The sequence below is a fragment of the Citrobacter sp. C13 genome (genome assembly GCF_014596815.2).
Lineage (GTDB): Bacteria > Pseudomonadota > Gammaproteobacteria > Enterobacterales > Enterobacteriaceae > Citrobacter > Citrobacter portucalensis.
Map to the genome: position 1 here is coordinate 3,141,554 of NZ_CP115024.1, position 21,247 is coordinate 3,162,800.

Consider the following 21,247-nt stretch of genomic DNA (forward strand, 5'->3'; position numbering starts at 1 on the left):
ATATTATACACGTTATTGCAAACGAAAGAACCGCCTGCTGGACGCAGGAACAAACAGTAACAGCAATACCAGCATATCCGGCAGTTTTTGCATCACCAGCGTATGCAGGATTTCGCGTCTGGACTCCCCCGCAATACTGAATAGTTCTGGGTATCCGTAGCCCAGCGAAGCAGCCCACAGATAGACGCTGGCGATAATCTGGGTCAACAGATAGATCCAGCGTGCCCAGTTCCGTCCTTTTACCAGCGAAAATGCGCAGTAAATTTCGATAAAAAGCAGCACCAGACTGCCCAGAAACACCAGCGTCAAATTCCAGGTCTGCACGCTGCGATGAATAAACTCACTGGTTCCACGAAACCCAAGCGTATTAAAAATCATCAACAGATCGAGACAGCGGATCATGATAATAGCCAGCGCCGCCACCTGCACCAAAGCAGGGACGTTTAAGCGAGCATGTGATGTGGATGATTTCTTAAAAAATCCCAACGCGTCGTCTTCCATGAAAACGGCGCAACCACCACAGCTGCGCCGTATAGACAGGTTGGCAGATTTTAGTTTTTTCAGCCGCGTCTTGCACGTTGGATATCGCGGATCCGTTGTTTTTCTGTTCGCGCCATCAGATACCACGCGATAAATCCGATAATTCCTACCACACCAAGGATCAGCGTCGCCAGCGCGTTGATTTCCGGGTTCACCCCCATACGTACGCTGGAGAACACCAGCATCGGTAACGTTGTGGCGCCAGGACCAGAGACAAAGCTGGCAATAACCAGATCATCGAGCGACAGCGTGAAGGCTAATAACCAACCGGAAATCACCGCCGGCATAATCATCGGCAGGGTGATGACGAAAAAGACCTTCAGCGGCGTGGCGCCGAGATCCATCGCCGCTTCCTCAATGGAGTGATCCAGTTCGCGCAAACGTGAAGAAATCACCACCGCCACATATGCCGTACAGAAAGTGACATGCGCCAGCCAGATGGTCAGCATGCCGCGATCCGCTGGCCAGCCGATGGCGTGAGCCAACGCAACAAACAGCAGCAGCAGCGACAAACCGGTAATAACATCCGGCATTACCAGCGGCGCGGTGATCATAAAGGCGAAACCATTCGAACCACGAAAACGACCAAAGCGCACCATAACCACAGCCGCTATAGTGCCAAGGATTGCCGCCATCGTCGCAGCACCCGCAGCAATCGTTAAACTCATGCCGACGGCGCTTATCATCGCGCTATCGTGGAAAAGCTCACCATACCAACGGGTTGACCAACCCGCCCATACCGTCACCAGCTTCGAGCTGTTAAACGAATAGATAACCAGCATTAGCATCGGCGCATACAGGAAGGTAAAACCCAGCACCAGGATAAAAATACGCCACGGCGAGCGAACGACCGGTAAGTTATTCATCCGTGTTCCCCCACGCTTTTTTGCTGATATTTATGGAACCACATGATTGGCACAATCAGTAACAGCAGCATAATAATGGCGACAGCAGAAGCCACCGGCCAGTCGCGGTTATTGAAAAACTCCTGCCAAAGCACACGGCCAATCATGATGCTATCCGGGCCGCCCAACAGTTCCGGGATCACAAACTCGCCAACAGCCGGAATAAATACTAGCATTGACCCGGCGATAATACCGCCCTTAGTCAACGGCACAATCACGCTAAAGAAGGTCTTCAGCGGCCGGGCACCTAAATCCAGCGCCGCTTCCACCAGCGAGTAATCGATACGGGTCAGCGCGGTATAAATCGGCAGCACCATAAAGGGCAAATAGGCGTAAACAATACCGATGTAGACCGCCAGATTGGTGTGCAAAATCGTCAACGGTTGGTCGATGACGCCCAGCCACATCAGGAAGTTGTTCAGCACGCCGTTGTTTTTCAGGATCCCCATCCAGGCATATACGCGAATTAAAAACGAGGTCCAGGACGGCAGGATCACCAGCAACAGCAGAATATTACGCGTTGAGGGTTTACTGTGCGCAACGGCCCATGCCAGTGGGTATCCCAGCAGCAGGCAACAGATTGTCGAAATTCCCGCCACCTGTAACGATTGCAGGTAGGCATCGAAATAGAGCGGATCGTCCGTTAACTGCAGGAAGTTGGCTAAGTTGAGCGTGATGGATAGCTGATCATCAGCCCATGAAACGAGGTCCGTATAGGGAGGAATAGCGCGCGCCATTTCAGCCAAACTGATTTTGAAGACGATCAGAAAAGGCAGCAGAAACAGGAGCAGCAGCCACACATACGGCAGCGCGATCACCAGCTTGCGCCCGTGCTTCATTTGCAGCCGCGACATAAACAGCGTGAATCGCCCTGCTTTATCCACGCGTGCCGGAGGTTCAAGTGTACTCATCTTCGCTCCTTAAACCGTCAACACCACACAGCTGTCCGCATCCCAACATAAACGGACTTCGTCACCCCAGGTTGGTAATCCCTTGCGATAACGATGCTCATTTTGTAGCTGGGCGCTCAACATCTGGCCGCTTTTCAAACGTACGTGGTACACCGACAAATCACCCAGATAGGCAATGTGCACCACTTCGCCTACCGCGAAGTTATAACCCTCTGGCGGAGGGGCTTCGCAGAGCATGATTTTTTCCGGACGCAGCGCAACATACACAGGGACGTTATCGACAACAGAAGCATCGGCGTCCACTTTCAGCGGATGTACCAGACCAGGAGACTCAATCACCAGACCATCTTCCTGGCGTTCTTTTAGCAGTCCCTCAAAAACGTTTACCGAACCGATAAACTCTGCGCTGTAACGCGTAGTCGGATGCTCATAGATCTCTTCCGGCTCGCCAATCTGGACAAATTTGCCACGGTTCATGATCGCAATACGGCCCGCCATCGTCATGGCTTCTTCCTGATCGTGTGTCACCATCACGCAGGTCACGCCGACGCGTTCAAGGATATCCACCACTTCCAGTTGCATGCGGTCTCGGAGTTTTTTATCCAGCGCCCCCATTGGCTCATCCAGCAGCAGCAGTTTTGGACGTTTTGCCAGGCTGCGCGCCAATGCCACGCGCTGACGCTGGCCGCCAGAAAGCTGATGTGGCTTGCGTTTGGCGAACTCCTGCATATGCACGAGTCCCAGCATCTCATTCACCCGACTGGCGATTTCAGCCTTCGGCAGTTTGTCCTGCTTGAGGCCAAAGGCAATGTTCTGCTCCACCGTCATGTGCGGAAACAGGGCATAGGACTGAAACATCATATTAATCGGACGCAGATAAGGCGGGACATGCGCTAAATCGACGCCATCAAGCATGATTTGCCCGGTAGTCGGCAATTCAAACCCCGCCAGCATGCGCAGCAGAGTCGATTTGCCACAGCCGGACGCGCCGAGCAATGCAAATATTTCACCTTTGTAGATAGTAAGATTGACGTCATCAACGGCGTGCTGACCGTCAAATGACTTGGTCAGATTGCGAATTTCAAGCAGCGGGGTCAGCGCCTTGCGGATTTTCGCTTGTGGGCGTGGGGTTGCATCATTCACTCAGGTGCTCTCCGGCATAAAACAAAGAAACGGTGCAAATAACGCACCATAACGGTGCGTATTGCCGGGTTATATGTGTCCGGGCTCAACACTGCCCGGCAGGCACAAATCCTGCCGGGTCATGTCCCAAACATCGGTTTATTTCCCGCTTTTTACCTTCGTCCATGCGCGGGTACGTACACGATCGATCTTCGGATCCTGTACTTTCAGTGTGAACAGCTTGGCGCGAACATCCGCAGGCGGGTAGATACCCGGGTTGTCACGAACCTCAGGGCTGACCAGAGCCGTCGCTTCTTTGTTGGCATTGGCATAAAACACGTGGTCGGAGATATGCGCAATCACATCAGGGCGCAGCAGGTAATTGAGGAACTGATAGGCTTCATCTTTGTTTTTCGCATCGGCAGGCATCGCGAATACGTCAAAGAACGCCATTGCACCTTCTTTAGGAATTGAGAAGGAGATATTGACGCCATTTTTCGCTTCTTTCGCACGGTTTGCCGCCTGCCATACGTCCCCTGCCCAGCCAATCGCGACGCAGGTATCACCGTTTGCCAGGTCGTTAATATATTGCGAGGAGTGGAAGTAGCGAATATTTGGACGCAGCTTCAACAGCAGATCGGTTGCTGGCCCGGTGTAATCATCCGCTTTGGTACTGTTTGGGTCTTTACCCAAATAGTTCAGCACCGTGGCAAATACCTCTTCTGGCGCATCGAGGAAAGAGACGCCGCAGCTTTTGAGTTTTTCCAGATTTTCCGGTTTGAGGATCAAATCCCAGCTGTTAACCGGCGCATCCGGCCCAAGCACCGCTTTGACTTTATCCACGTTATAGCCAATACCGGTCGTAGCCCACATATACGGCATCGCGAACTTGTTGTCCGGATCGTGTTTACCCACCAGCTTCAGCAGTTCAGGATCAAGATTTTTCCAGCCCGGCAATTTGCTCTTATCCAGCGGCTGGAATACGCCCGCAGTCAGTTGACGCTCAAGGAAGCTGGCAGAAGGAACGACAAGGTCAAAGCCGGTACTGCCAGCCATGAGCTTACCTTCCAGCACTTCATTGGAATCAAATACGTCATAGATAACTTTAATTCCGGTCTCTTTTTCAAAATTAGCAACCGTATCCGGGGCAATATAATCAGACCAGTTATAAATATGCAGCGTTTTTTGTTCAGCAGCGAGCGTGCCGGCAGAGATGGCCATCAGAGCACCCGCAACCAGGCCTGATAACCATTTTTTATTTAAGGCGGTCATAATCTCTTTCCTTCTGAAAGTTCGTTAACAAACGAACAAAAATGTCACACTCTAATGATATGCAAGAAACGTGCATATTCTTTCATGCAGCACCGATGAAAAGAGAGACCTCTCCTCATGCCGCTGTTGCTCGCTGGCATCCGCCTATGCATTCAACACACATTGTGGCCACAGGTCAGGTCACAAGGGGCTGTTTAAATGATGACGTTGGTAAGCTTCGCAAGAATAACTTTAGCCAGGAATTGTGGATATAGCCCAGATTAAAAAACGTCTTTTATCAATTTTTTATGCAGGAATTGTCTATGACATAAAGCGGAAGGCGCTGAATCGAGGTGAATAATTCTTTAATGAAAGGTTAAACACAGAATAAAAACGTGCAATACGCAACCGCTCTGGCAGCGGCTGCGCAATATATGTCCAGATTCAGGAAGAATTAATGGAGGAAATGAATTTCAGCGGTGCTGTTTTGCGCATCTTCTTCAGCATTAAATAACAGCTGATGCGCACCGGCTTCAAGGATCACCATCGATATCTGCTCTTCGCTCTGGCGAACAAAACATTCAAACTGCTCAAACGTCACGCCCGGCGTAACGGATAAAGACTGGCAAACCACCAGTTTTGGCAGATTATCATCCTGCATATCCAGAAAAGCTTTCACCGTCAGTGAACTGGCATTTATCGCGGACAAATCGGCTGCCAGTGGCAGCAGTGCAGAAGGTCTGACTTCCGCCATCGCAGAAAACAGAATGACGTTATCGACCAAATCAACTTTTGCATCAAAGATGCCGTCAAAATTCTGCATGTGTGGCAAGTGCAGCGCCTGACAGGTATCGCATTCAAAAAAACTCATGCCCAGGTCGTCGAGCCATTGACGCAACGTATCCAGAGTGGGAACGACCAGTGATGTCATAATAATGTGCGACCTCTATTGATGAAAAAAATACCGGCACAGCTTACGCAAAAAGAGCGTGTCATACCACGATCGCAATCGATATTGCGCTTAGCCGCCGATTTTAAGACAAAATTCAGGAGTAGCATGGCGCTCGATCCACTGGATCATTTTCGCGGCAATGTCTATCCCGGTAGTTTTCTCTACGCCTTCCAGCCCCGGAGACGCGTTGACCTCCATGACCAGTGGCCCTCGATCAGCGCGCAGAATATCAACGCCTGCAACGTCCAGGCCCATAGTCCGGGCGGCTTTGAGCGCAATTTCTCTTTCGCGCGGCGTGATACTCGCAATAGTCGCCACACCACCGCGATGGAGATTAGAACGAAAATCGCCCTCTTTAGCCCGTCGTTCAATGGCGGCCACTACTTCATCGCCCACCACGAAACAGCGAATATCGCGCCCCTTCGCTTCTTTGATATATTCCTGAACCAGAATATGGGCATTCACCCCACGAAACGCATCTACCACACTTTCTGCAGCCTGCCGCGTTTCCGCCAGCACCACGCCAATACCCTGGGTGCCTTCAACCAGTTTCACCACCAACGGCGCACCGCCAACCATGTCAATCATGTCGCTGGTATCGTCCGGAGAGTGAGCAATTCCGGTGATGGGTAAATCAATTCCCTGACGCGCCAGCAGCTGTAGAGAACGCAGCTTATCGCGCGCTCGCGTAATCGCTACCGATTCATTCAACGGATAGCTACCCAGCATCTCAAACTGGCGCAGCGCCGCCGTCCCATAAAAGGTAATCGCGGAACCAATCCGCGGGATCACCGCATCGAAATGAGGAAGCTGACGGCCCTTGTAATGAATAGAGGATGCCGCTGGGCTGATGTTCATATAGCAAGAAAGGGGATCGATAACTTCAACCAGGTGACCGCGCTGCATCGCCGCTTCACGCAGGCGTTTACAAGAATAGAGCGTTCCGTCCCGGGACAAAATGGCAATTTTCACCCTGCACCTCTCTGAATGACCTGGTAAAAGCTGGCGTATCATACACTGGGTTAAAATCTTTAGCGCGTGGCCCATCCCTGTTTATGCAAATATTCCAGGATAAAGGGGCGACTTTCTTTAATGATGGTACGGCGAATATGATCGCTCCAGGTGTCGCGGCGGGTATTGCTGCCTCGGGTCAGATAGTACTGCGCGAGCTGCTCATCATATTGCGCCAACACATCGCTGTTGAGTGGCTGATATTGATTTTCGTGCACCACAAGCGACGCGGGCAGCCGCGGCTTGATATCCGGGTTATCCGCAGGCCAGCCGAGGCACAAACCAAAGAGCGGAAGAACATGTTGCGGAAGCTTCAGCAGTTCGGTGACCGGCTCAATATTGTTACGCAGGCCACCAATAAACACGCCGCCAAGTCCCAGCGACTCTGCCGCCGTCAACGCATTTTGCGCCATCATTGCGGTATCAACCACACCCAGCAGCAGCTGTTCCGCCAGCCCAAGTTGCGCGTCAGGGCAAATCTGCAAATGACGATTAAAATCAGCGCAAAACACCCAGAACTCAGCGGCCTGCGCCACATGCTTTTGGCCGCCAGATAAGGTGGCCAGCGATTCGCGCAGGGATTTATCCGTTATGCGAACGATCGTTGTGCACTGTAGAAAACTGGAGCTTGACGTTCCCTGAGCGGCGGCAATAATCGCCTCACGCTGCGCATCCGAAATGGCATCATCGGTAAAATGGCGAATGGAACGGTGGCTGCGGAGTAAATCAATGGTTGGAGTCATCTCTTTTGTCTCTGTCTGAATCAGTTGAATCACCGGGTGCGCGTGACATCAGTTGCGGTGCCAGCAGTTGAGCAATACGCCACATCAACGCCACCGCAGCAGGGAGCATCAGCAGTACGCCCAGAAATATCATCACCACGCAGGCTAACGGGCTGTTAAGCGGTGCGGGCAAGGTCAGGTAATCGTTAAGCGATAGCAGCGCCAGCGATAACAAAACCATCCCAATTATTTCCAGCATCAATACGCTTTTGGGTAATACACCAATTGTGCGCATACGCGGCCTCCCGGCAAAATGGCTTTCATTATAAAACGTTCCGGCTTGCCGTGTTTAACAGATATAGCTTGAGGATATCAAAGCAACAGGCTGAACCTGCTTTCCATCCGTCACAAATCGCGGCATCATAACCAGTATTGCCATCCGGCCTGATAAGTTCGAGGAGAAAGAGATGTTTGCCGTTATTTTTGGTCGCCCAGGGTGCCCGTATTGCGTGCGCGCAAAAGAATTAGCAGAAAAATTAAGCAGTGAGCATGACGATTTTAACTTCCGCTACATTGATATCCATGCTGAAGGAATTACCAAAGCAGATCTGGAAAAGACGGTAGGTAAGCCAGTTGAAACCGTTCCGCAGATTTTTGTCGATCAAAAACACATCGGCGGCTGCACGGATTTTGAAGCTTGGGCAAAAGAGAACATGAATCTGTTCGCCTGATAGCTGTTTCTACGCCCTCACCTTGAGGGCGTCATCAGTTCTTTTTCCGCCGTTGATGCTGATTGAATAAGCTACTGATAAATAAAAAACATAATGCGCCAAGCGCGCACCAAAACACCGCACTAAACAACCACGCCAGCTCTTGCCACAATGAACGCGTCGGCATAAAAACGAACCGCATCAGTAACAGGCAGCACGGCGCCGCCAACATTGCACCAAGAAGGGGTTTGAGCACTTCCCGACGATGGGAAAAAAAGCTTGCTGCAGCACCAGGTAAGATAAAAAACAACAATCCGACCTCAGGATGCCCTGCCGCTCTGAATGCCCCTTTCACGTTCAGCGTTAATGAAAGACACACCACAATAAAGAGCACAAAGCAGCAGACCGCACTCGCCCAACTTTGCTTATGTTTCAATCGTTCCTCCTGACACATTCTCTATCGAACACTCTTTTCGCCCGCAGGCGTCCAGTCAGATAAAGTAACTCGGCATTCCATGCCAAAAACACACCCACACGATTCTTATAGCCGTTGATACGTAATGAGATTAAACTAACCGCATATATTGTTATGCTGCATTATTCGGGGCTGTGTACGATGCTATCGCCCCTTAATTTCTGGCAAAAACATTAGCGTAAATTGCCATTTCTTTCAATAGCTTACTAGTAAACAAGAAGTTAGTCTCCGTGAATATAAACGTCGCAGATTTGTTAAATGGGAATTACATCCTGTTATTATTTGTGGTCCTGGCTCTGGGCCTGTGTCTGGGCAAATTACGTCTGGGTTCAGTCCAACTCGGTAATTCCATTGGCGTTTTAGTGGTCTCCCTATTATTAGGTCAGCAGCACTTTAGTATTAACACCGATGCATTAAATCTCGGCTTTATGCTGTTTATTTTTTGCGTCGGCGTCGAAGCCGGTCCCAACTTTTTTTCGATTTTTTTTCGCGATGGGAAAAATTATCTAATGCTTGCCCTGGTGATGGTCGGTAGCGCAATGCTGATCGCGCTGGGGCTGGGTAAGCTATTTGGCTGGGATATCGGCCTGACGGCGGGCATGCTGGCTGGCTCGATGACCTCAACGCCGGTGCTGGTCGGCGCGGGTGATACCTTGCGCCATTCAGGAATGACAGGGACACAACTTTCAAGCGCTCTCGATAACCTGAGCCTGGGTTACGCCCTCACCTATTTGATTGGTCTGGTCAGCCTGATTGTTGGTGCGCGCTATTTGCCGAAACTGCAGCATCAGGACCTGCAAACCAGCGCCCAACAAATCGCGCGTGAACGAGGTCTGGATACCGACGCTAATCGTAAAGTGTACCTCCCGGTGATCCGCGCCTATCGCGTTGGCCCTGAGCTGGTGGCATGGGCCGATGGTAAAAATCTGCGCGAACTGGGTATTTATCGCCAGACCGGTTGTTACATTGAACGCATCCGTCGCAACGGCATTCTGGCCAACCCGGATGGCGACGCGGTATTGCAAATGGGCGATGAGATAGCCCTGGTGGGTTATCCGGACGCCCATGCTCGCCTCGATCCCAGCTTCCGTAACGGTAAAGAGGTGTTCGATCGCGATCTGCTCGATATGCGCATCGTCACTGAAGAAATTGTGGTAAAAAACCACAATGCCGTTGGTCGTCGCCTGGCCCAGTTGAAACTGACCGACCACGGTTGTTTCCTGAACCGCGTGATCCGCAGCCAGATTGAAATGCCTATCGATGACAACGTCGTGCTCAATAAAGGCGACGTATTGCAGGTCAGCGGTGATGCTCGTCGCGTGAAAACCATTGCCGATCGTATCGGCTTCATTTCCATTCACAGTCAGGTGACCGATCTGCTTGCCTTCTGCGCCTTCTTTATCATCGGTCTGATGATCGGGATGATCACATTCCAGTTCAGCAATTTCAGCTTCGGCATCGGGAATGCGGCTGGACTGCTGTTCGCTGGGATCATGCTGGGATTCCTGCGAGCCAACCACCCCACATTTGGCTATATCCCACAGGGTGCGCTGAATATGGTGAAAGAGTTTGGCCTGATGGTATTCATGGCAGGCGTCGGTTTAAGCGCAGGCAGCGGCATTGGCAATGGCCTGGGCGCGGTCGGTGGTCAAATGTTGATTGCCGGCCTGGTGGTCAGCCTTGTTCCAGTTGTCATCTGTTTCTTGTTTGGTGCTTACGTATTGCGCATGAACCGTGCCCTGCTGTTTGGTGCCATGATGGGCGCACGTACCTGTGCTCCGGCAATGGAAATCATCAGCGACACCGCACGCAGCAACATCCCTGCGTTAGGCTATGCCGGGACCTACGCGATTGCTAACGTTCTGCTGACATTAGCGGGGACACTCATCGTCATTGTCTGGCCAGGCCTTGGTTAGCGCTGAAATTTTCCCTTAATTGAAAAAATTTTTGCAGGTAAGCAGAACTTTTCTTCAAGGCGTCAGTCATAACTATTGCCACTGCTTTTCTTTGATGTCCCCAATTTGTGGAGCCCATCAACCCCGCCGTTTTGGTTCAAGGTTGATGGGTTTTTTGTTGCCTGAAATTTAAGCTGTTTAAGATCATGATGTTAGAAGCACTGTTTTTTAACGATGGCGACAAAATGGCGGCAGCGTCAAAGAGAGAGCGCTACCTGTCCTGATTTCATTGGATGCGGCTGAACCGGATTTGACTCTTTTGGCGTTGCAATCGAACGAACAAAAGTTTCATGGGTAACAAAAGTATGGCTGCAGTTAATGTTCTGGCACTGGTTGTAACGCTCTTTGGTCAATGAAGATACCTGAAAACTGCTGCGAGTATGGGCGGCACTTCCACACAGTGGGCAAATCATCATTTTTCGAGTTCTCCCCATTTTTGCTAAATTCACAATAATGATACCGCATTATTCCATTTTGAAAACTTAAAAGTTCTCCATTGCGAAGAATCATTCCATTTCGAAATCATCAATCTTCACTTCAAGCTCCAGACTGGTCGTAAAACCGTTATCCGGGCTGACGGTATGTGTCAGAGTCGTAATAGTCCATTCCGCATCATCTATCGGCTGTTTAAAACCACTGACCTTCACAGGCATTTCCGTGTAGAGATCTGCCCGCCCTTCCGCCAGTTGTAGCGAGAATGACGCAACGCCACGTTGCAGGCGTTCCCACTGCATTTTCGCTGCCCGTTCAGCGTTGCTCCGGTTGGCATAAGTGCGATTAAGTACCAGCACGTTTTCATCCGTCCCCACCAGGTAATCGCCCTGCTTCGCTTCCGGCTCTTTCTTCTGCTTCTTAGTCCTGCGCTTACGCTTCACCGTAGTGCTTTCTTTCTTCGCGGGTTCGCGGGTATGCAACCAGCTGGCAATTACCCCCGTGTAAGCTCCGCGATCTGCCAGGGTAAAGCGGTGACTGTCGCCGTCCTTACGTGTGATAGTAATCACCGGCAGTGGTTTACCGCTGGCGCTTTTGCCCTGTCCCTGCCGGATGAATAACAGATTGCCATTTTTCACCGATGCAATGGCACCGTACTGGCGCGCCAGCCGCATCAAAAAACTGCCGTCACTCTCATTAGTCTGGTCTATATGCTCCACGGGCTTATCCGACAGGTCTTTACCCAGTGCCATCTTCAGCTTGTGCCGCGCGGCTATTTCCTTCACCACTTCCCCGATAGTGGTGTTATGCCACGATTTTTCACGGCGGGTATTCAGCGTTTCCCGAAAATCAGCACTTCGCGCTCGGATAGTCAGGCGGTCCGGTGCGCCAGTGTGTTCAATCTCGTCCACCGTGAATGCCCCTTTCGGGAAAAGCGGCTGCCCCTTCCAGCCCAGCGCCAGCGTAATGACCGCACCACGGCGCGGCAGCACGATTTTTCCGTCGGCGTCGTCCAGCTCCAGATCAAGCTGGTCCGCTTCAAAGCCCCGGTTATCCGTCAGCGTAAGCCCCATCAGGCGTTTGTCCAGCACAGTGGTGATATCCTTCCCCTCAATACTGATGCTGAATGCGGGAGTTTTGTTGCCTTTGTTAAGCAGTTCAGAGCTGAAATTCACGACAGCAGCCCTCCCACCGTTTTACTGATATCGCTTAAGGCAGACGTTGCCGTATCCTGCAAATTATTCAGCTGCGCACTGAGATCACCGAACATATCGGACAGGGATTCATCCACCCGTTTGAGCGACAGGGTAAACTCAATCCGGCGCGGCATACCATCGCGGAAAAACTCCGTTTTAGTCTGATTCAGTCCCTCAATCACATACATGCCGTAAATCGTGCCGCTGCCTTCAATCAGGGGCCATGCTTTTCCCTGTTCTGCCATCTGCTCCAGAGCCAGCAACGACAGCCTGCCGCCCGTTATCTCCGGCATAAGAACACCAGAAAGCGTCAGCATGTCGTTGTCCGGTCCCAGAAATTGCGTGGACGGACGACGGTTTACCCGGCTGTTTGCCGCATGTCGCCAGCTGCGTTGATACTGCAGTTCCTGATACGGAACGGTGCGCAGCATAAACACGTACAATCCCAGCACCATCATCATGCGTCGTATCCCCCCTGATCGCTGTAGTTACTCCTGGCTTTTGCCTTCAGCCTGCGTTCACGTTCATCAAGCTGGCGTGCCACCTCCCGCGCAATATCCTGCGCACTTTGTCCTGGCTGCGTCTGAATGATGATCTGCGTCGGTGCCTCAATCCGGTGAACGGGCGGTACAGTGGCTGCACGACTCACCATCGCTTCGCCGCCTTTCGCGGGAAGTGCCAAAGGATGCAACGGTGGAAGCTCTGCAGGCGCGGCAGCAACGCCCATCATTCCGGCAACAACGGCAGCCAGTGCAGCTGTATTTCTCCGGCTGGTCACATTTGCCGGGCCGTTAACAATTTCCGGCCCGTTTTCACCGACGATGCCAAACTGCCCGCGCGGGATATAGCCGCCGCTGTCATACATCCCCGCAAAGCCATATCCCCATGACGGAAAACCACCCGGTGGCATCATCACTTTACCGTCTGCATTCACCGTCGCAGGTTGCTGACGCGTCACTCTTTCCGGCAGTTTCGCCTTTGCAGCCTCTTTACTGACAATGCCGAGTTTCTCCAGCAACCAGGAAACGCCGGATTTCAGGGAGTCCAGCGGATGCATGACCATATTCAGCCCTTCCGCCAGAGCCTCCCCGAATCGTCGCCCCATTGCCGCTGCACTCTGCAGTTCGGCAGAGGTCGACTTAACGGGCGTCAGCAGATCAGTAAACCAGCCCCACAGCGCCTGTACTTTGTCGCCAATCCACTGGAACACGGGCTTAAGCGGTTCGAATGCTGCACTGACGGGACCTGCCGCCGCTTTGAATCCTTCCACCACGCCACCAAGAAATGCGGTGATGGGTTGCCAGTATTTCCAGACAACCAGCGCCACGCCCGCCAGTGCAGTAACCACAAGACCTATCGGACTGAGCAGAGCACCTAACAGACCAGATACGGCATACAGGACAACGCGCAGCATCGCCAGTGGACCAGATGCCAGTACTCGCAGCACCGTGCCTGCGGAGGCCAGTCCACCGCGCAGTACCGCCAGAGGATTCATAAACATCACAGCAACAGCACGTAAACCGGATAATCCAGACCGCAAAAGTGCAACCGGCGCACCTGCTACAGTTTTCAGGACATTTCCCGTCAGTGATGCCGTGCGGCGCAAAGACGACAACGGCGCAGTAAGTAAACCTGCGGCGTTGCCCGATGAAGCAAGCCCGCGTCGCAGCAGTGCAAGTGGTGCGCCAGCCAACCAGGACAACGCGCTGCTGGTTCGCGTTACTGCTGCCGTAACGGAAGGTAACGTTTTGATACCCAGCACAGAGAATCCCAGACGGATGACTGCCAGCGGCCCCAGCACAGCAGCCAACACCACAGCCAGGGTGCCGAGGCCCACAGTAACAGCAGCCACAACCGCGGCTACTTTCATCAGTGTGCCCGTCAGTTCAGGGTTAGCTTCCACCCAGCGACGCAACGCCCCCGTGATGCTTTTCACCGTGTACAGAATATCCATCAGCGGCTGGCGCAGCGTTTCGCCCAGGCTGCTGAAGGTGTTCTGCGCTCCGGTTTTGACCAGCAACCACTGCGCAGAAAGTGAGTCCTTGTTAATGTCGGATTCTTTCTGCATCGAACCGAGCGCATCATTGCCCGCTGTCAGTTTTAGCTGGCGCTGCAGTTCCGGCAGGTTGTTTGCCAGTTTCGCCGCATCATCGCCAAACTCTTTACCAAACAACATGGTCATGGCAGACAGGCGCTTATCCTGCGGCAGTGCGTTCACCTTCTCCAGTACGCGCTGGATAGTTCCCATCGCATCCTTCGTCATCTGCTTTTCAATCACTTCAGGATTGAGTTTCAGCAGATTCATTCCTTCAAAGAAACTCTTGCTTTGCATGGTCGCAATGGACAATTCACGCACCATCGCGTTGGCAGCACTGGCAGCGACCTCCGGCGCAGCCCCCAGTGTCAGGAAGGTGGAACCCAGCGCCGCCGCTTTACGATAATCCAGACGATCAGCCACACCGCCCAGGCGTTGCATGACATCAATGATGTCTGCCCCTTTCGACATAGCGTTATCATCCAGATAGTTCAGCGCATCACCGAGCTGTTCAATATTGCGGGTTGGTATTTTGTAGAGCTGGGCGATTTTCCCCAGACTTTCTGACAGTTCATCCGCTGGCAGCTCAAAGGCTGTTGCCGCCTTTGCTGCCGTACTGGCGAAGGCCAGCAGGTCACGTTTCTGGTCCTCCCAGCTGTCGTCAGGGTTTGCCACATTCATGCGCGCACCACCTTCAACCAGTGCGGCGAAGTCCACAGCACCGTTTTCCATTGGCAGCTGTTCACTGGCAGCTTTGATGGCATCCTGCATTTCGTAAAAACGCGCAGTGCGGTTGCCATTATCGTCACGCAGACCATTGACCTGCTTTGCCACACCTTTCATGGCATCTTCCATGCTGGTATAGCTTTTTACCGCCGCCATCACTGGCGCGCCCATTGCCAGCCCTGCAGCCGTGGTGGTGGCTCCGGCTCCTGCGATGCGATCGCGCACTTCAAGCCGTCTTGAGTATTGTTCTCTGGCAGCGTTCATCCGTGCCTGTTGTTCACCCAGACGTTTAAGTGCTTTTTGCTGGCCCTCCAGTGCCTGACGAGTTTCTTCGGCATTTTTCTTAAGTTCTCGCTGGGCACTACTGAGTTGTCTGGTATCAATCCCTGATTCTTTAAGTGCCTGACGTTGTCTCTGGACCGCCCCCAACAAGCCGTTATAGGTCTGCTGAAGTTCCTGTACTCGTGTTTTGGCCTGACTGAATAACTTTGCCTGCGCGGCGGTTGGCCTGTTAGTGGCAGCAAATTGTGTGGCGAGTTTTGCCGCCTCTTCGCGGGCTGCGTTCAGGTTGTTGGCTGTTATGGCTAGTTGCGAGCGCGTCTTGCGAAATTCATCAATTCTGCCAGCCTGCTTATTCAGTTCTTTGAGGCTGTTTCGGGTATTCTGAATTGCGCCAGCCAGCTCTTTCGAACTGGCCTGTGCAGCACGGAATGGGCGGGTGAGTTTGTCAACCGCATTAAGAATGACCTGCAGGCGCAGGTTATTATCACTCATCGTTGGCCCCGCTTCTCTGAATCGCTTTATACCGCCATTCCAGCACTTCGGTCAGCGGCATAACGTCAGTAACGGATGGCGGCCAGTGAAAGATGGTGGCGATATCAGCCACCAGATCGTCAACCGTCAGGCTGTCGGTAAACCGGCAAGCACCGACTTCTTCAACAAAAAAGTGACAACCTCAACCGACATGGCAGTGAGATCTGCCGGGTCCATCTCTGCAATTTCCTGTGCAGTCAGTGCCGGACTGGAGATGCGGGGGATCACGGTCATCATCGCGTTCACATCCATATCCATAATGGCCTGCAGGCGTGTACCGCGCAGCGCACCGGACTGCGGTTTACGCAGCACAATTTCGGTGATTTCTGTTTTACCGCGCTTGATGGGGGTATCCAGTTGAATAGTCTTTTCAGTCTGCTTATCGCTCATTTTGCTGTCCTGTAAATTGGGTTCTGGCGCGGTATCCCGCGCCGTTCAGATACATCAGAGGCCGAGGGCGTTGCGGTGCGCTTCCATCAGGTCCACACCGTCCACAATTTCCACCATGTTGATAAGGTCCACTTCATAGAGCACCTCACCATTTATAGTCAGCTTCGCGTAGCTGTTGGTACTGGTCACTTTGGTGGTGTTGCTTTCGCCCGTCTTCCACTCGCCGGAATCCACTTCTTTGTGACGTCCACGCACCACAAGCTCCACGGCCTGCACTTCCCCGGTATCGTCACGCTGGATAGAGCCGGTAAAGCGCAACTGGATACCATCCACCGTGGCTTTGCCCATCTGCTTAAACAGCAGCAGTTCAGTACCACCAATGGAAAATTCCGTATCCAGTGCGCCGTCATCCAGCCCCAGATCCACATCCACTGCACCCGGCATTCCGCCGCCGCGATACTTCTCATATTTGCGGGTAAATTTCGGCAGCGTCAGCGACTCAACGATCCCCTGCCAGTTGTTCCCGTCATTAAACAGGTTCAGGTGTTTTAATTTGCGTGGTAAAGCCATGTTGTCCCCTTACGCGCTGACCTGGCTGGAGAAATTCACCAGGTACTGATCGGTGATGCGCTGACGCAGCATCAGGTTTTCAAGTGGCGGCACTGGCGTGTAGTCGTAGTCGATAGTGAGTTTTCCGGCTTTCAGCGTGTCTTTGTCGTTCACCGACTCATCCAGCCAGCAATCACCACCAATGAGATAGCCCTGACTGACCAGGCTGCGCATTTTGGCGCGGATACCCTCGATAATGTCGCGGGCCAGCGACGGATTCAGCGGTTTATCCACCGCCCACATGTGCGCTTCTGCCATCGTGTCCGTCAGCACCTGCGCCGTGCGGGTGTAGTTTTCGAAGGCAAAGAGCGGGTCATCACTCAGGCAGCGGGAACCCCAGAAGCGAAAACCGTCTTTGCGGATAAGGGTGGTGACGTCGTTCTGGTTCAGCAGTCCCGCATCGGTTGCCGGGTCCTGCAGATCCCAGAACACATCAGCAGAAATTCCGGTGACACCGTTAACGCCCACGTTGGACAGGCTTTTGTGCCATCCGGTCTGCTCGTCAATTTTGGCGCGCAGACCAAGCGCACGGGCGGTGGCATAAGCCGTTGCTTCGGCATTCAGCACCGTGTCCCAGCCAGTAAAGTCGGGCCAGATCAGCATTCCTTCACGCTGACTGAAGTTTTCACGGTAAGTGATTGCTTCCTGCACTGTCTTGCAACCATACGCTGACAGGTAAGCAAATCCACGCAGGCTTTGCGCCACGCTCAGCAACTCAGTAGCTACCGCCTTCGTGTCGTGACCTGGCACGCCGAGAATGCGCGGTTTAACGCCGAGCTGTGACTGGGCAGATAACAGGGCTTTCATGCCTGTTTTTTTACCTTCAGCGGTCACTGCTCCGATGATATTGGTCGTGGTTTCTTCTTCCGTTTCACCCTGCGGCACACGCACAACAACGGTCACGGGTTTTGCCTGGTCAGCGATGGCATCCAGCGAACGAGCCAGCGTGCCTGACTCACCCGCTTTACCGCTGGCAGTCAGCACATCAGTGATCAGCACGGGTTTATTAAGAGGAAACATTTTTGCATCGGCATCATCGCCCGTGCAGACCATACCCACGATGGCGGTGCTCACCGTGGTAATGGATCGGGTGCCTTCGTTGACTTCAACAACGCGCACCCCGTGGTGGTAATCCTGAGCCATAGTGGCGAACCTCCTGATTGGATTAGGCTTCGCCCTATGTTGAAGTGATTGTGCCTGACAAACAGCTAAGCGCAGTTGTACCGTTATTCACACAAAATGACGGTATTTGTCTGCTTTCAGGGATAATCAAAATAAAGCTGATTCAGGGAGATTTATTGTTCTTATTTGCCGGAAATTTTCGATAAATGGTAGAAACGCCTACATCAAAAATCAGTGCAATACGCTGTCTTGATTCTCCGGCCTCGAGTAAACGCCCAATCTGTGCCCACTGTTCGCTGGTCAACTTAGGACGGCGTCCACCTACTCTGCCTTTAGCACGAGCTGCAGCCAGCCCCGCCCTGGTACGTTCAACTATCAGTTCGCGTTCCATTTCAGCCAGGGCACCCATGACATGAAAAAAGAAACGGCCCATTGGGGTGCTGGTATCAATACTGTCAGTCAGGCTTCGGAAATTCACGCCACGCTGGCGCAGCTCTTCTATCAGCGTAACAAGATGCCGCATACTGCGCCCCAGTCTGTCCAGCTTCCAGACAACAAGCGTGTCTCCTGCCGATAGTGTCCTGAGCAGCTTTTTCAGCCCCGGTCTGTCGGACTTGGTGCCACTGATTTTATCCTCAAAAATCCGCTCACATCCCGCACAGTTCAGTGCATTGCGTTGCAAATCGGTGTTCTGGTCATTTGTTGACACGCGTACATAGCCAATAAGCATGATCATCCCCCTGAATAAAAACCGGAGATGATGCCAGTTAGCCGTTATCTCTGCATTTTCATAAACGTTGGTTTGGAAGATTTAGCAAAAACAAGCGGAAACAACACATTTGCTGGTGACCAGAAATTCACGGGAGGCGTATCACTTCCGGCCAATACTGCTTACAAAGGGATTGGTTTACAGGCCTGGTTTGATTATAAACAAGACAAAGACGATACATTAACAGCGTTATCTGGAAAGGATGTTGCCGGATTACTTTCATATCTCGGCTTAACCAGCGCCGCGAAAACGGATGCTAAAAATACATTTACTCAGAAGCAAACATTTTCAGGTTCAGTAGCTCTCCCGTCTGATACAACTCTGAACGGGATCGGACTTGAATCTCTGTTTGACAGTAAGTTAGATGCCTCTAATGCACTGGGAACGGGACAGAACTGGGTGGATGTTACCGCTTCACGAACTGCCGGGGTGACTTACACCAACACCACAACCAGACCGATCTGCGTATCTATTCCTGAAACGGCTGATGGTCAGCGTGGATTGTATGTTGGAGGTGTATTAACGGCGTTTGCGCGAGGGGCAGATTCAGATTCAACATTATTTGCCATTGTGCCACCTGGTGCGCAATACATATTTTCTGGCGCATTTTCTTCATGGGCGGAGTTACGGTAATGCAATATTTCAAAAATAAAAGCAATGCAGTGTTTGCATATGAAGATGACTGTGATGAGGAATTTATTCTGGAAGGGTTAATTAAAATATCGGAACCGGAAGCGATGGCCCTTTTAGCTCCAACAGTTGAGGAGCAAATTGCTGCCGCTGAAGCTAAAAAAGCACGACTCCGTTCTACAATCAATTCCCTTTCCATTTCGGCCAGTGCGCCCATGACGTGAAAGAAAAAACGCACCATAGGGGGATAGGTATCAATACTGTCTGTCAGGCTACGAAAATTAACACCATGCTGGCGCAATTCCTCGATCAGAATGACAAGATGGCGCATGCTCCTTCTAAAACATAGATGTGACTTTATCTGCAGCGTTATTATCTTTTTCTCAAATGCTGCTTAATGGTTTCAAACTCTCATTGGTCGGTGACTTATACAAGGACTCCAGTTGCTGATCTGTAAGTTTCTCTAACTGCAGTTTTTTTAAATCTAAGCTTTCCGCTACTGAAATTTCTTCGCCTGTTAATCGGTACTTAATCAGCTTTGCTGGATTTCCGCCTATAACTGAGAACGGAGGGAATGACTTTGTTACAACACTGCCAGCAGCGACCACACACCCTCTTCCAATATTTACACCTGATAATATTATGACGTTCATGCCAATCCACGTATCATCACCAATGATTATCCCTCCTTTATTGATGGCGTCTGTATCAGGATCTAATGCACGTGATTTCGACTTAAAAGGGAATGTACAAAAGCCGGAGATATGATGATTTCCCCCCAACAAAAATGTAACATTTTCTGCGATTGATACATAGTCACCAATAGATAACTGTTCACCCGCACCATTCCAAGTATGAGCGTTGATCACACCATATGAATACCGACCCACAGATACTGCTCCCATGTTAAATAAATTCCCTGCATGAGTATCGTTATGAGAGTTGGCCTTTCGGTATTTCCTCTTAAAAAATAAAAGTTTTAATTTATTTTTAACAAATGACATCAACATTTTTATAACACCCAGAAAGTAACACTAATCTATATTTTTACCTATAGTATATACCTTCGTGAAATATGTCATTATGTTATTAAATGTCATCATTCACTACATACATAAAAACAACACGATCGCGCACTGTTATTAACAAATAAGTATCTCCCAAAATCGTATTAAATAACAGGATATCAACAATTACAAAAGACAGGCGTCATAGCTCGACTAAGTTCACAAGATTATTCATGCCCCATCAGACCACCATCCCCATGTTTCTAAGTATCCACAGCCTGATGCCGCTTTATCCACTGATTGGCGTCGACCTAGCTGAAATGCCAGTGCTCCTTCGCCAGTTCGCGAATGAAGTCCTCAGTACGCAAGCATTGATACCCTTTCGGGTCTGCTGTATGGCGGCGATAAAAGCCGATTTAACTTCTGCTATGCGGGGCATGATCTGCACTCTATTAATGCTATTTTTATATAAAGTGATTTTAATGTGAGTGCAGATCAAGATGGTTTACACTTCGGGAATGGCTGGCCAGTAAATATCTGTCTCAGAAGTATTCACGCGCATAAGCAAAACGCGGAACTTCTTCCATGCAGCGAGTGCAACTCTCTCTTCGTCAGTCGCAATTCCCGCATCAATGGCATCCTGCCGCCATGAGATTTCCACATCCGCTTTAGCGCGTAACGCCGACTTCTTACGCTCAGCATCCTCCGCTTTGATCTGGGCGGTATCTTCTGGGGATAGATACCATTCATGGGCATCAGCATCCCACGTGTGCCACTGAGATGGCTTGCTGTCTGATAGCGTTAGTTCACCATTCTTACCGATGTAAACACGTCTCTCACCATCGTTCATACCACTAATCAGCGATAGATGCTGCTCATTGGTAATAACCACTGCATCCTCGGGTATAACATCTGTATTTTCATCATAAAATGCCTGTTTATTAACACTAAATTTAATTGTCAT

General features: G+C 51.3%; 25 protein-coding genes and 2 pseudogenes. 5 read left to right on the plus strand and 22 right to left on the minus strand.

What is annotated here, in order from left to right:
- Nucleotides 1-12: 12 nt before the first annotated feature.
- The 9 genes from IB222_RS15060 to IB222_RS15100 form a co-directional block, all read right to left on the minus strand.
- A complete protein-coding gene (locus tag IB222_RS15060) occupies nt 13-501 on the minus strand; it encodes a YbjO family protein (RefSeq protein WP_003035378.1) in 489 nt (162 codons plus the stop codon).
- 59 nt (nt 502-560) lie between these two features.
- Nucleotides 561-1,406 (minus strand): putrescine ABC transporter permease PotI, encoded by an 846-nt coding sequence (gene potI / locus IB222_RS15065; RefSeq protein ID WP_003831669.1) that lies wholly within the window; start codon nt 1,404-1,406, stop codon nt 561-563.
- The gene (gene potH / locus IB222_RS15070; protein ID WP_003831667.1) at nt 1,403-2,356 is read right to left on the minus strand and encodes a putrescine ABC transporter permease PotH; all 954 of its coding nucleotides are present in this window, start codon (nt 2,354-2,356) and stop codon (nt 1,403-1,405) included. The genes potI and potH overlap by 4 nt, the downstream gene beginning before the upstream one ends.
- A 9-nt stretch (nt 2,357-2,365) precedes the next feature.
- Nucleotides 2,366-3,499 (minus strand): putrescine ABC transporter ATP-binding subunit PotG, encoded by a 1,134-nt coding sequence (gene potG, locus IB222_RS15075; protein WP_003831665.1) that lies wholly within the window; start codon nt 3,497-3,499, stop codon nt 2,366-2,368.
- Between the two features lie 138 nt (nt 3,500-3,637).
- Nucleotides 3,638-4,750 carry a spermidine/putrescine ABC transporter substrate-binding protein PotF gene (gene potF / locus IB222_RS15080; protein ID WP_003831664.1) on the minus strand — a complete coding sequence of 371 codons (1,113 nt, stop codon included), beginning with the start codon at nt 4,748-4,750 and terminating at the stop codon, nt 3,638-3,640.
- A gap of 433 nt (nt 4,751-5,183) precedes the next feature.
- Complete coding sequence (locus IB222_RS15085; protein WP_003831662.1) at nt 5,184-5,660, minus strand: YbjN domain-containing protein; 477 nt, start codon at nt 5,658-5,660, stop codon at nt 5,184-5,186.
- A gap of 90 nt (nt 5,661-5,750) precedes the next feature.
- Nucleotides 5,751-6,653 carry a 30S ribosomal protein S6--L-glutamate ligase gene (gene rimK / locus IB222_RS15090; RefSeq protein ID WP_003831660.1) on the minus strand — a complete coding sequence of 301 codons (903 nt, stop codon included), beginning with the start codon at nt 6,651-6,653 and terminating at the stop codon, nt 5,751-5,753.
- A 59-nt stretch (nt 6,654-6,712) separates the two neighbouring features.
- Complete coding sequence (gene nfsA / locus IB222_RS15095) at nt 6,713-7,435, minus strand: nitroreductase NfsA (RefSeq protein WP_008784243.1); 723 nt, start codon at nt 7,433-7,435, stop codon at nt 6,713-6,715.
- Nucleotides 7,419-7,709, minus strand: a complete 291-nt coding sequence (locus tag IB222_RS15100; RefSeq protein ID WP_149384740.1) for a DUF1418 family protein — start codon at nt 7,707-7,709, stop codon at nt 7,419-7,421. Before IB222_RS15100 ends, nfsA begins: the two co-directional genes overlap by 17 nt.
- A 172-nt stretch (nt 7,710-7,881) precedes the next feature.
- Between IB222_RS15100 and IB222_RS15105 the strand changes: the two genes are divergently transcribed.
- Entirely contained in the window at nt 7,882-8,145 is a 264-nt protein-coding gene (locus IB222_RS15105) for a GrxA family glutaredoxin (protein ID WP_003035358.1), read from the plus strand.
- 34 nt (nt 8,146-8,179) lie between these two features.
- Here the strand turns inward: IB222_RS15105 and IB222_RS15110 are convergent, their stop codons facing one another.
- Nucleotides 8,180-8,560 carry an inner membrane protein YbjM gene (locus IB222_RS15110; protein ID WP_003035356.1) on the minus strand — a complete coding sequence of 127 codons (381 nt, stop codon included), beginning with the start codon at nt 8,558-8,560 and terminating at the stop codon, nt 8,180-8,182.
- 269 nt (nt 8,561-8,829) lie between these two features.
- Between IB222_RS15110 and IB222_RS15115 the strand changes: the two genes are divergently transcribed.
- A complete protein-coding gene (locus tag IB222_RS15115; RefSeq protein ID WP_003831652.1) occupies nt 8,830-10,515 on the plus strand; it encodes an aspartate:alanine antiporter in 1,686 nt (561 codons plus the stop codon).
- 236 nt (nt 10,516-10,751) lie between these two features.
- On the opposite strand, the gene IB222_RS15120 is transcribed toward IB222_RS15115, so the two are convergent.
- From IB222_RS15120 to IB222_RS15160, 9 genes are all read right to left on the minus strand, one after another.
- Nucleotides 10,752-10,970, minus strand: a complete 219-nt coding sequence (locus IB222_RS15120; RefSeq protein WP_000972391.1) for an ogr/Delta-like zinc finger family protein — start codon at nt 10,968-10,970, stop codon at nt 10,752-10,754.
- A 90-nt stretch (nt 10,971-11,060) separates the two neighbouring features.
- Nucleotides 11,061-12,161 carry a phage late control D family protein gene (locus IB222_RS15125; protein WP_149384741.1) on the minus strand — a complete coding sequence of 367 codons (1,101 nt, stop codon included), beginning with the start codon at nt 12,159-12,161 and terminating at the stop codon, nt 11,061-11,063.
- Complete coding sequence (locus IB222_RS15130; protein ID WP_000980391.1) at nt 12,158-12,643, minus strand: phage tail protein; 486 nt, start codon at nt 12,641-12,643, stop codon at nt 12,158-12,160. Before IB222_RS15130 ends, IB222_RS15125 begins: the two co-directional genes overlap by 4 nt.
- On the minus strand, nt 12,640-15,717 hold the full coding sequence (locus IB222_RS15135) for a phage tail tape measure protein (protein ID WP_149384742.1): 3,078 nt from the start codon (nt 15,715-15,717) through the stop codon (nt 12,640-12,642). Before IB222_RS15135 ends, IB222_RS15130 begins: the two co-directional genes overlap by 4 nt.
- A complete protein-coding gene (locus IB222_RS15140) occupies nt 15,710-15,829 on the minus strand; it encodes a GpE family phage tail protein (RefSeq protein ID WP_000763311.1) in 120 nt (39 codons plus the stop codon). Before IB222_RS15140 ends, IB222_RS15135 begins: the two co-directional genes overlap by 8 nt.
- Before the next feature lie 14 nt (nt 15,830-15,843).
- Nucleotides 15,844-16,146: a phage tail assembly protein gene (locus IB222_RS15145; protein ID WP_001281009.1), complete on the minus strand. Its 303-nt coding sequence runs from the start codon at nt 16,144-16,146 to the stop codon at nt 15,844-15,846.
- A 54-nt stretch (nt 16,147-16,200) separates the two neighbouring features.
- Nucleotides 16,201-16,716, minus strand: coding sequence for a phage major tail tube protein (locus IB222_RS15150; RefSeq protein WP_001207656.1), 516 nt, complete (start codon nt 16,714-16,716; stop codon nt 16,201-16,203).
- A gap of 9 nt (nt 16,717-16,725) precedes the next feature.
- Nucleotides 16,726-17,898 (minus strand): phage tail sheath protein, encoded by a 1,173-nt coding sequence (locus IB222_RS15155; protein ID WP_000046140.1) that lies wholly within the window; start codon nt 17,896-17,898, stop codon nt 16,726-16,728.
- A 142-nt stretch (nt 17,899-18,040) separates the two neighbouring features.
- Nucleotides 18,041-18,607 carry a recombinase family protein gene (locus IB222_RS15160; protein WP_000905027.1) on the minus strand — a complete coding sequence of 189 codons (567 nt, stop codon included), beginning with the start codon at nt 18,605-18,607 and terminating at the stop codon, nt 18,041-18,043.
- Nucleotides 18,608-18,805: 198 nt separating this feature from the next.
- Here IB222_RS15160 and IB222_RS15165 point away from each other — a divergent pair.
- Nucleotides 18,806-18,901, plus strand: a pseudogene (locus IB222_RS15165) (phage tail protein); the annotation flags it as partial.
- A 377-nt stretch (nt 18,902-19,278) separates the two neighbouring features.
- Nucleotides 19,279-19,500: a hypothetical protein gene (locus tag IB222_RS15170; RefSeq protein ID WP_223240814.1), complete on the plus strand. Its 222-nt coding sequence runs from the start codon at nt 19,279-19,281 to the stop codon at nt 19,498-19,500.
- On the opposite strand, the pseudogene IB222_RS15175 reads toward IB222_RS15170, so the two are convergent.
- Both IB222_RS15175 and IB222_RS15180 read right to left on the minus strand, forming a co-directional pair.
- Nucleotides 19,425-19,613, minus strand: a pseudogene (locus IB222_RS15175) (recombinase family protein); the annotation flags it as partial. The gene IB222_RS15170 and the pseudogene IB222_RS15175 sit on opposite strands and share 76 nt — an antisense overlap.
- A gap of 46 nt (nt 19,614-19,659) precedes the next feature.
- Nucleotides 19,660-20,286: a CatB-related O-acetyltransferase gene (locus tag IB222_RS15180; protein ID WP_149384743.1), complete on the minus strand. Its 627-nt coding sequence runs from the start codon at nt 20,284-20,286 to the stop codon at nt 19,660-19,662.
- A gap of 230 nt (nt 20,287-20,516) precedes the next feature.
- Between IB222_RS15180 and IB222_RS15185 the strand changes: the two genes are divergently transcribed.
- A complete protein-coding gene (locus IB222_RS15185; protein ID WP_149384744.1) occupies nt 20,517-20,771 on the plus strand; it encodes a hypothetical protein in 255 nt (84 codons plus the stop codon).
- Nucleotides 20,772-20,788: 17 nt separating this feature from the next.
- On the opposite strand, the gene IB222_RS15190 is transcribed toward IB222_RS15185, so the two are convergent.
- Entirely contained in the window at nt 20,789-21,247 is a 459-nt protein-coding gene (locus tag IB222_RS15190) for a tail fiber assembly protein (RefSeq protein ID WP_348925383.1), read from the minus strand.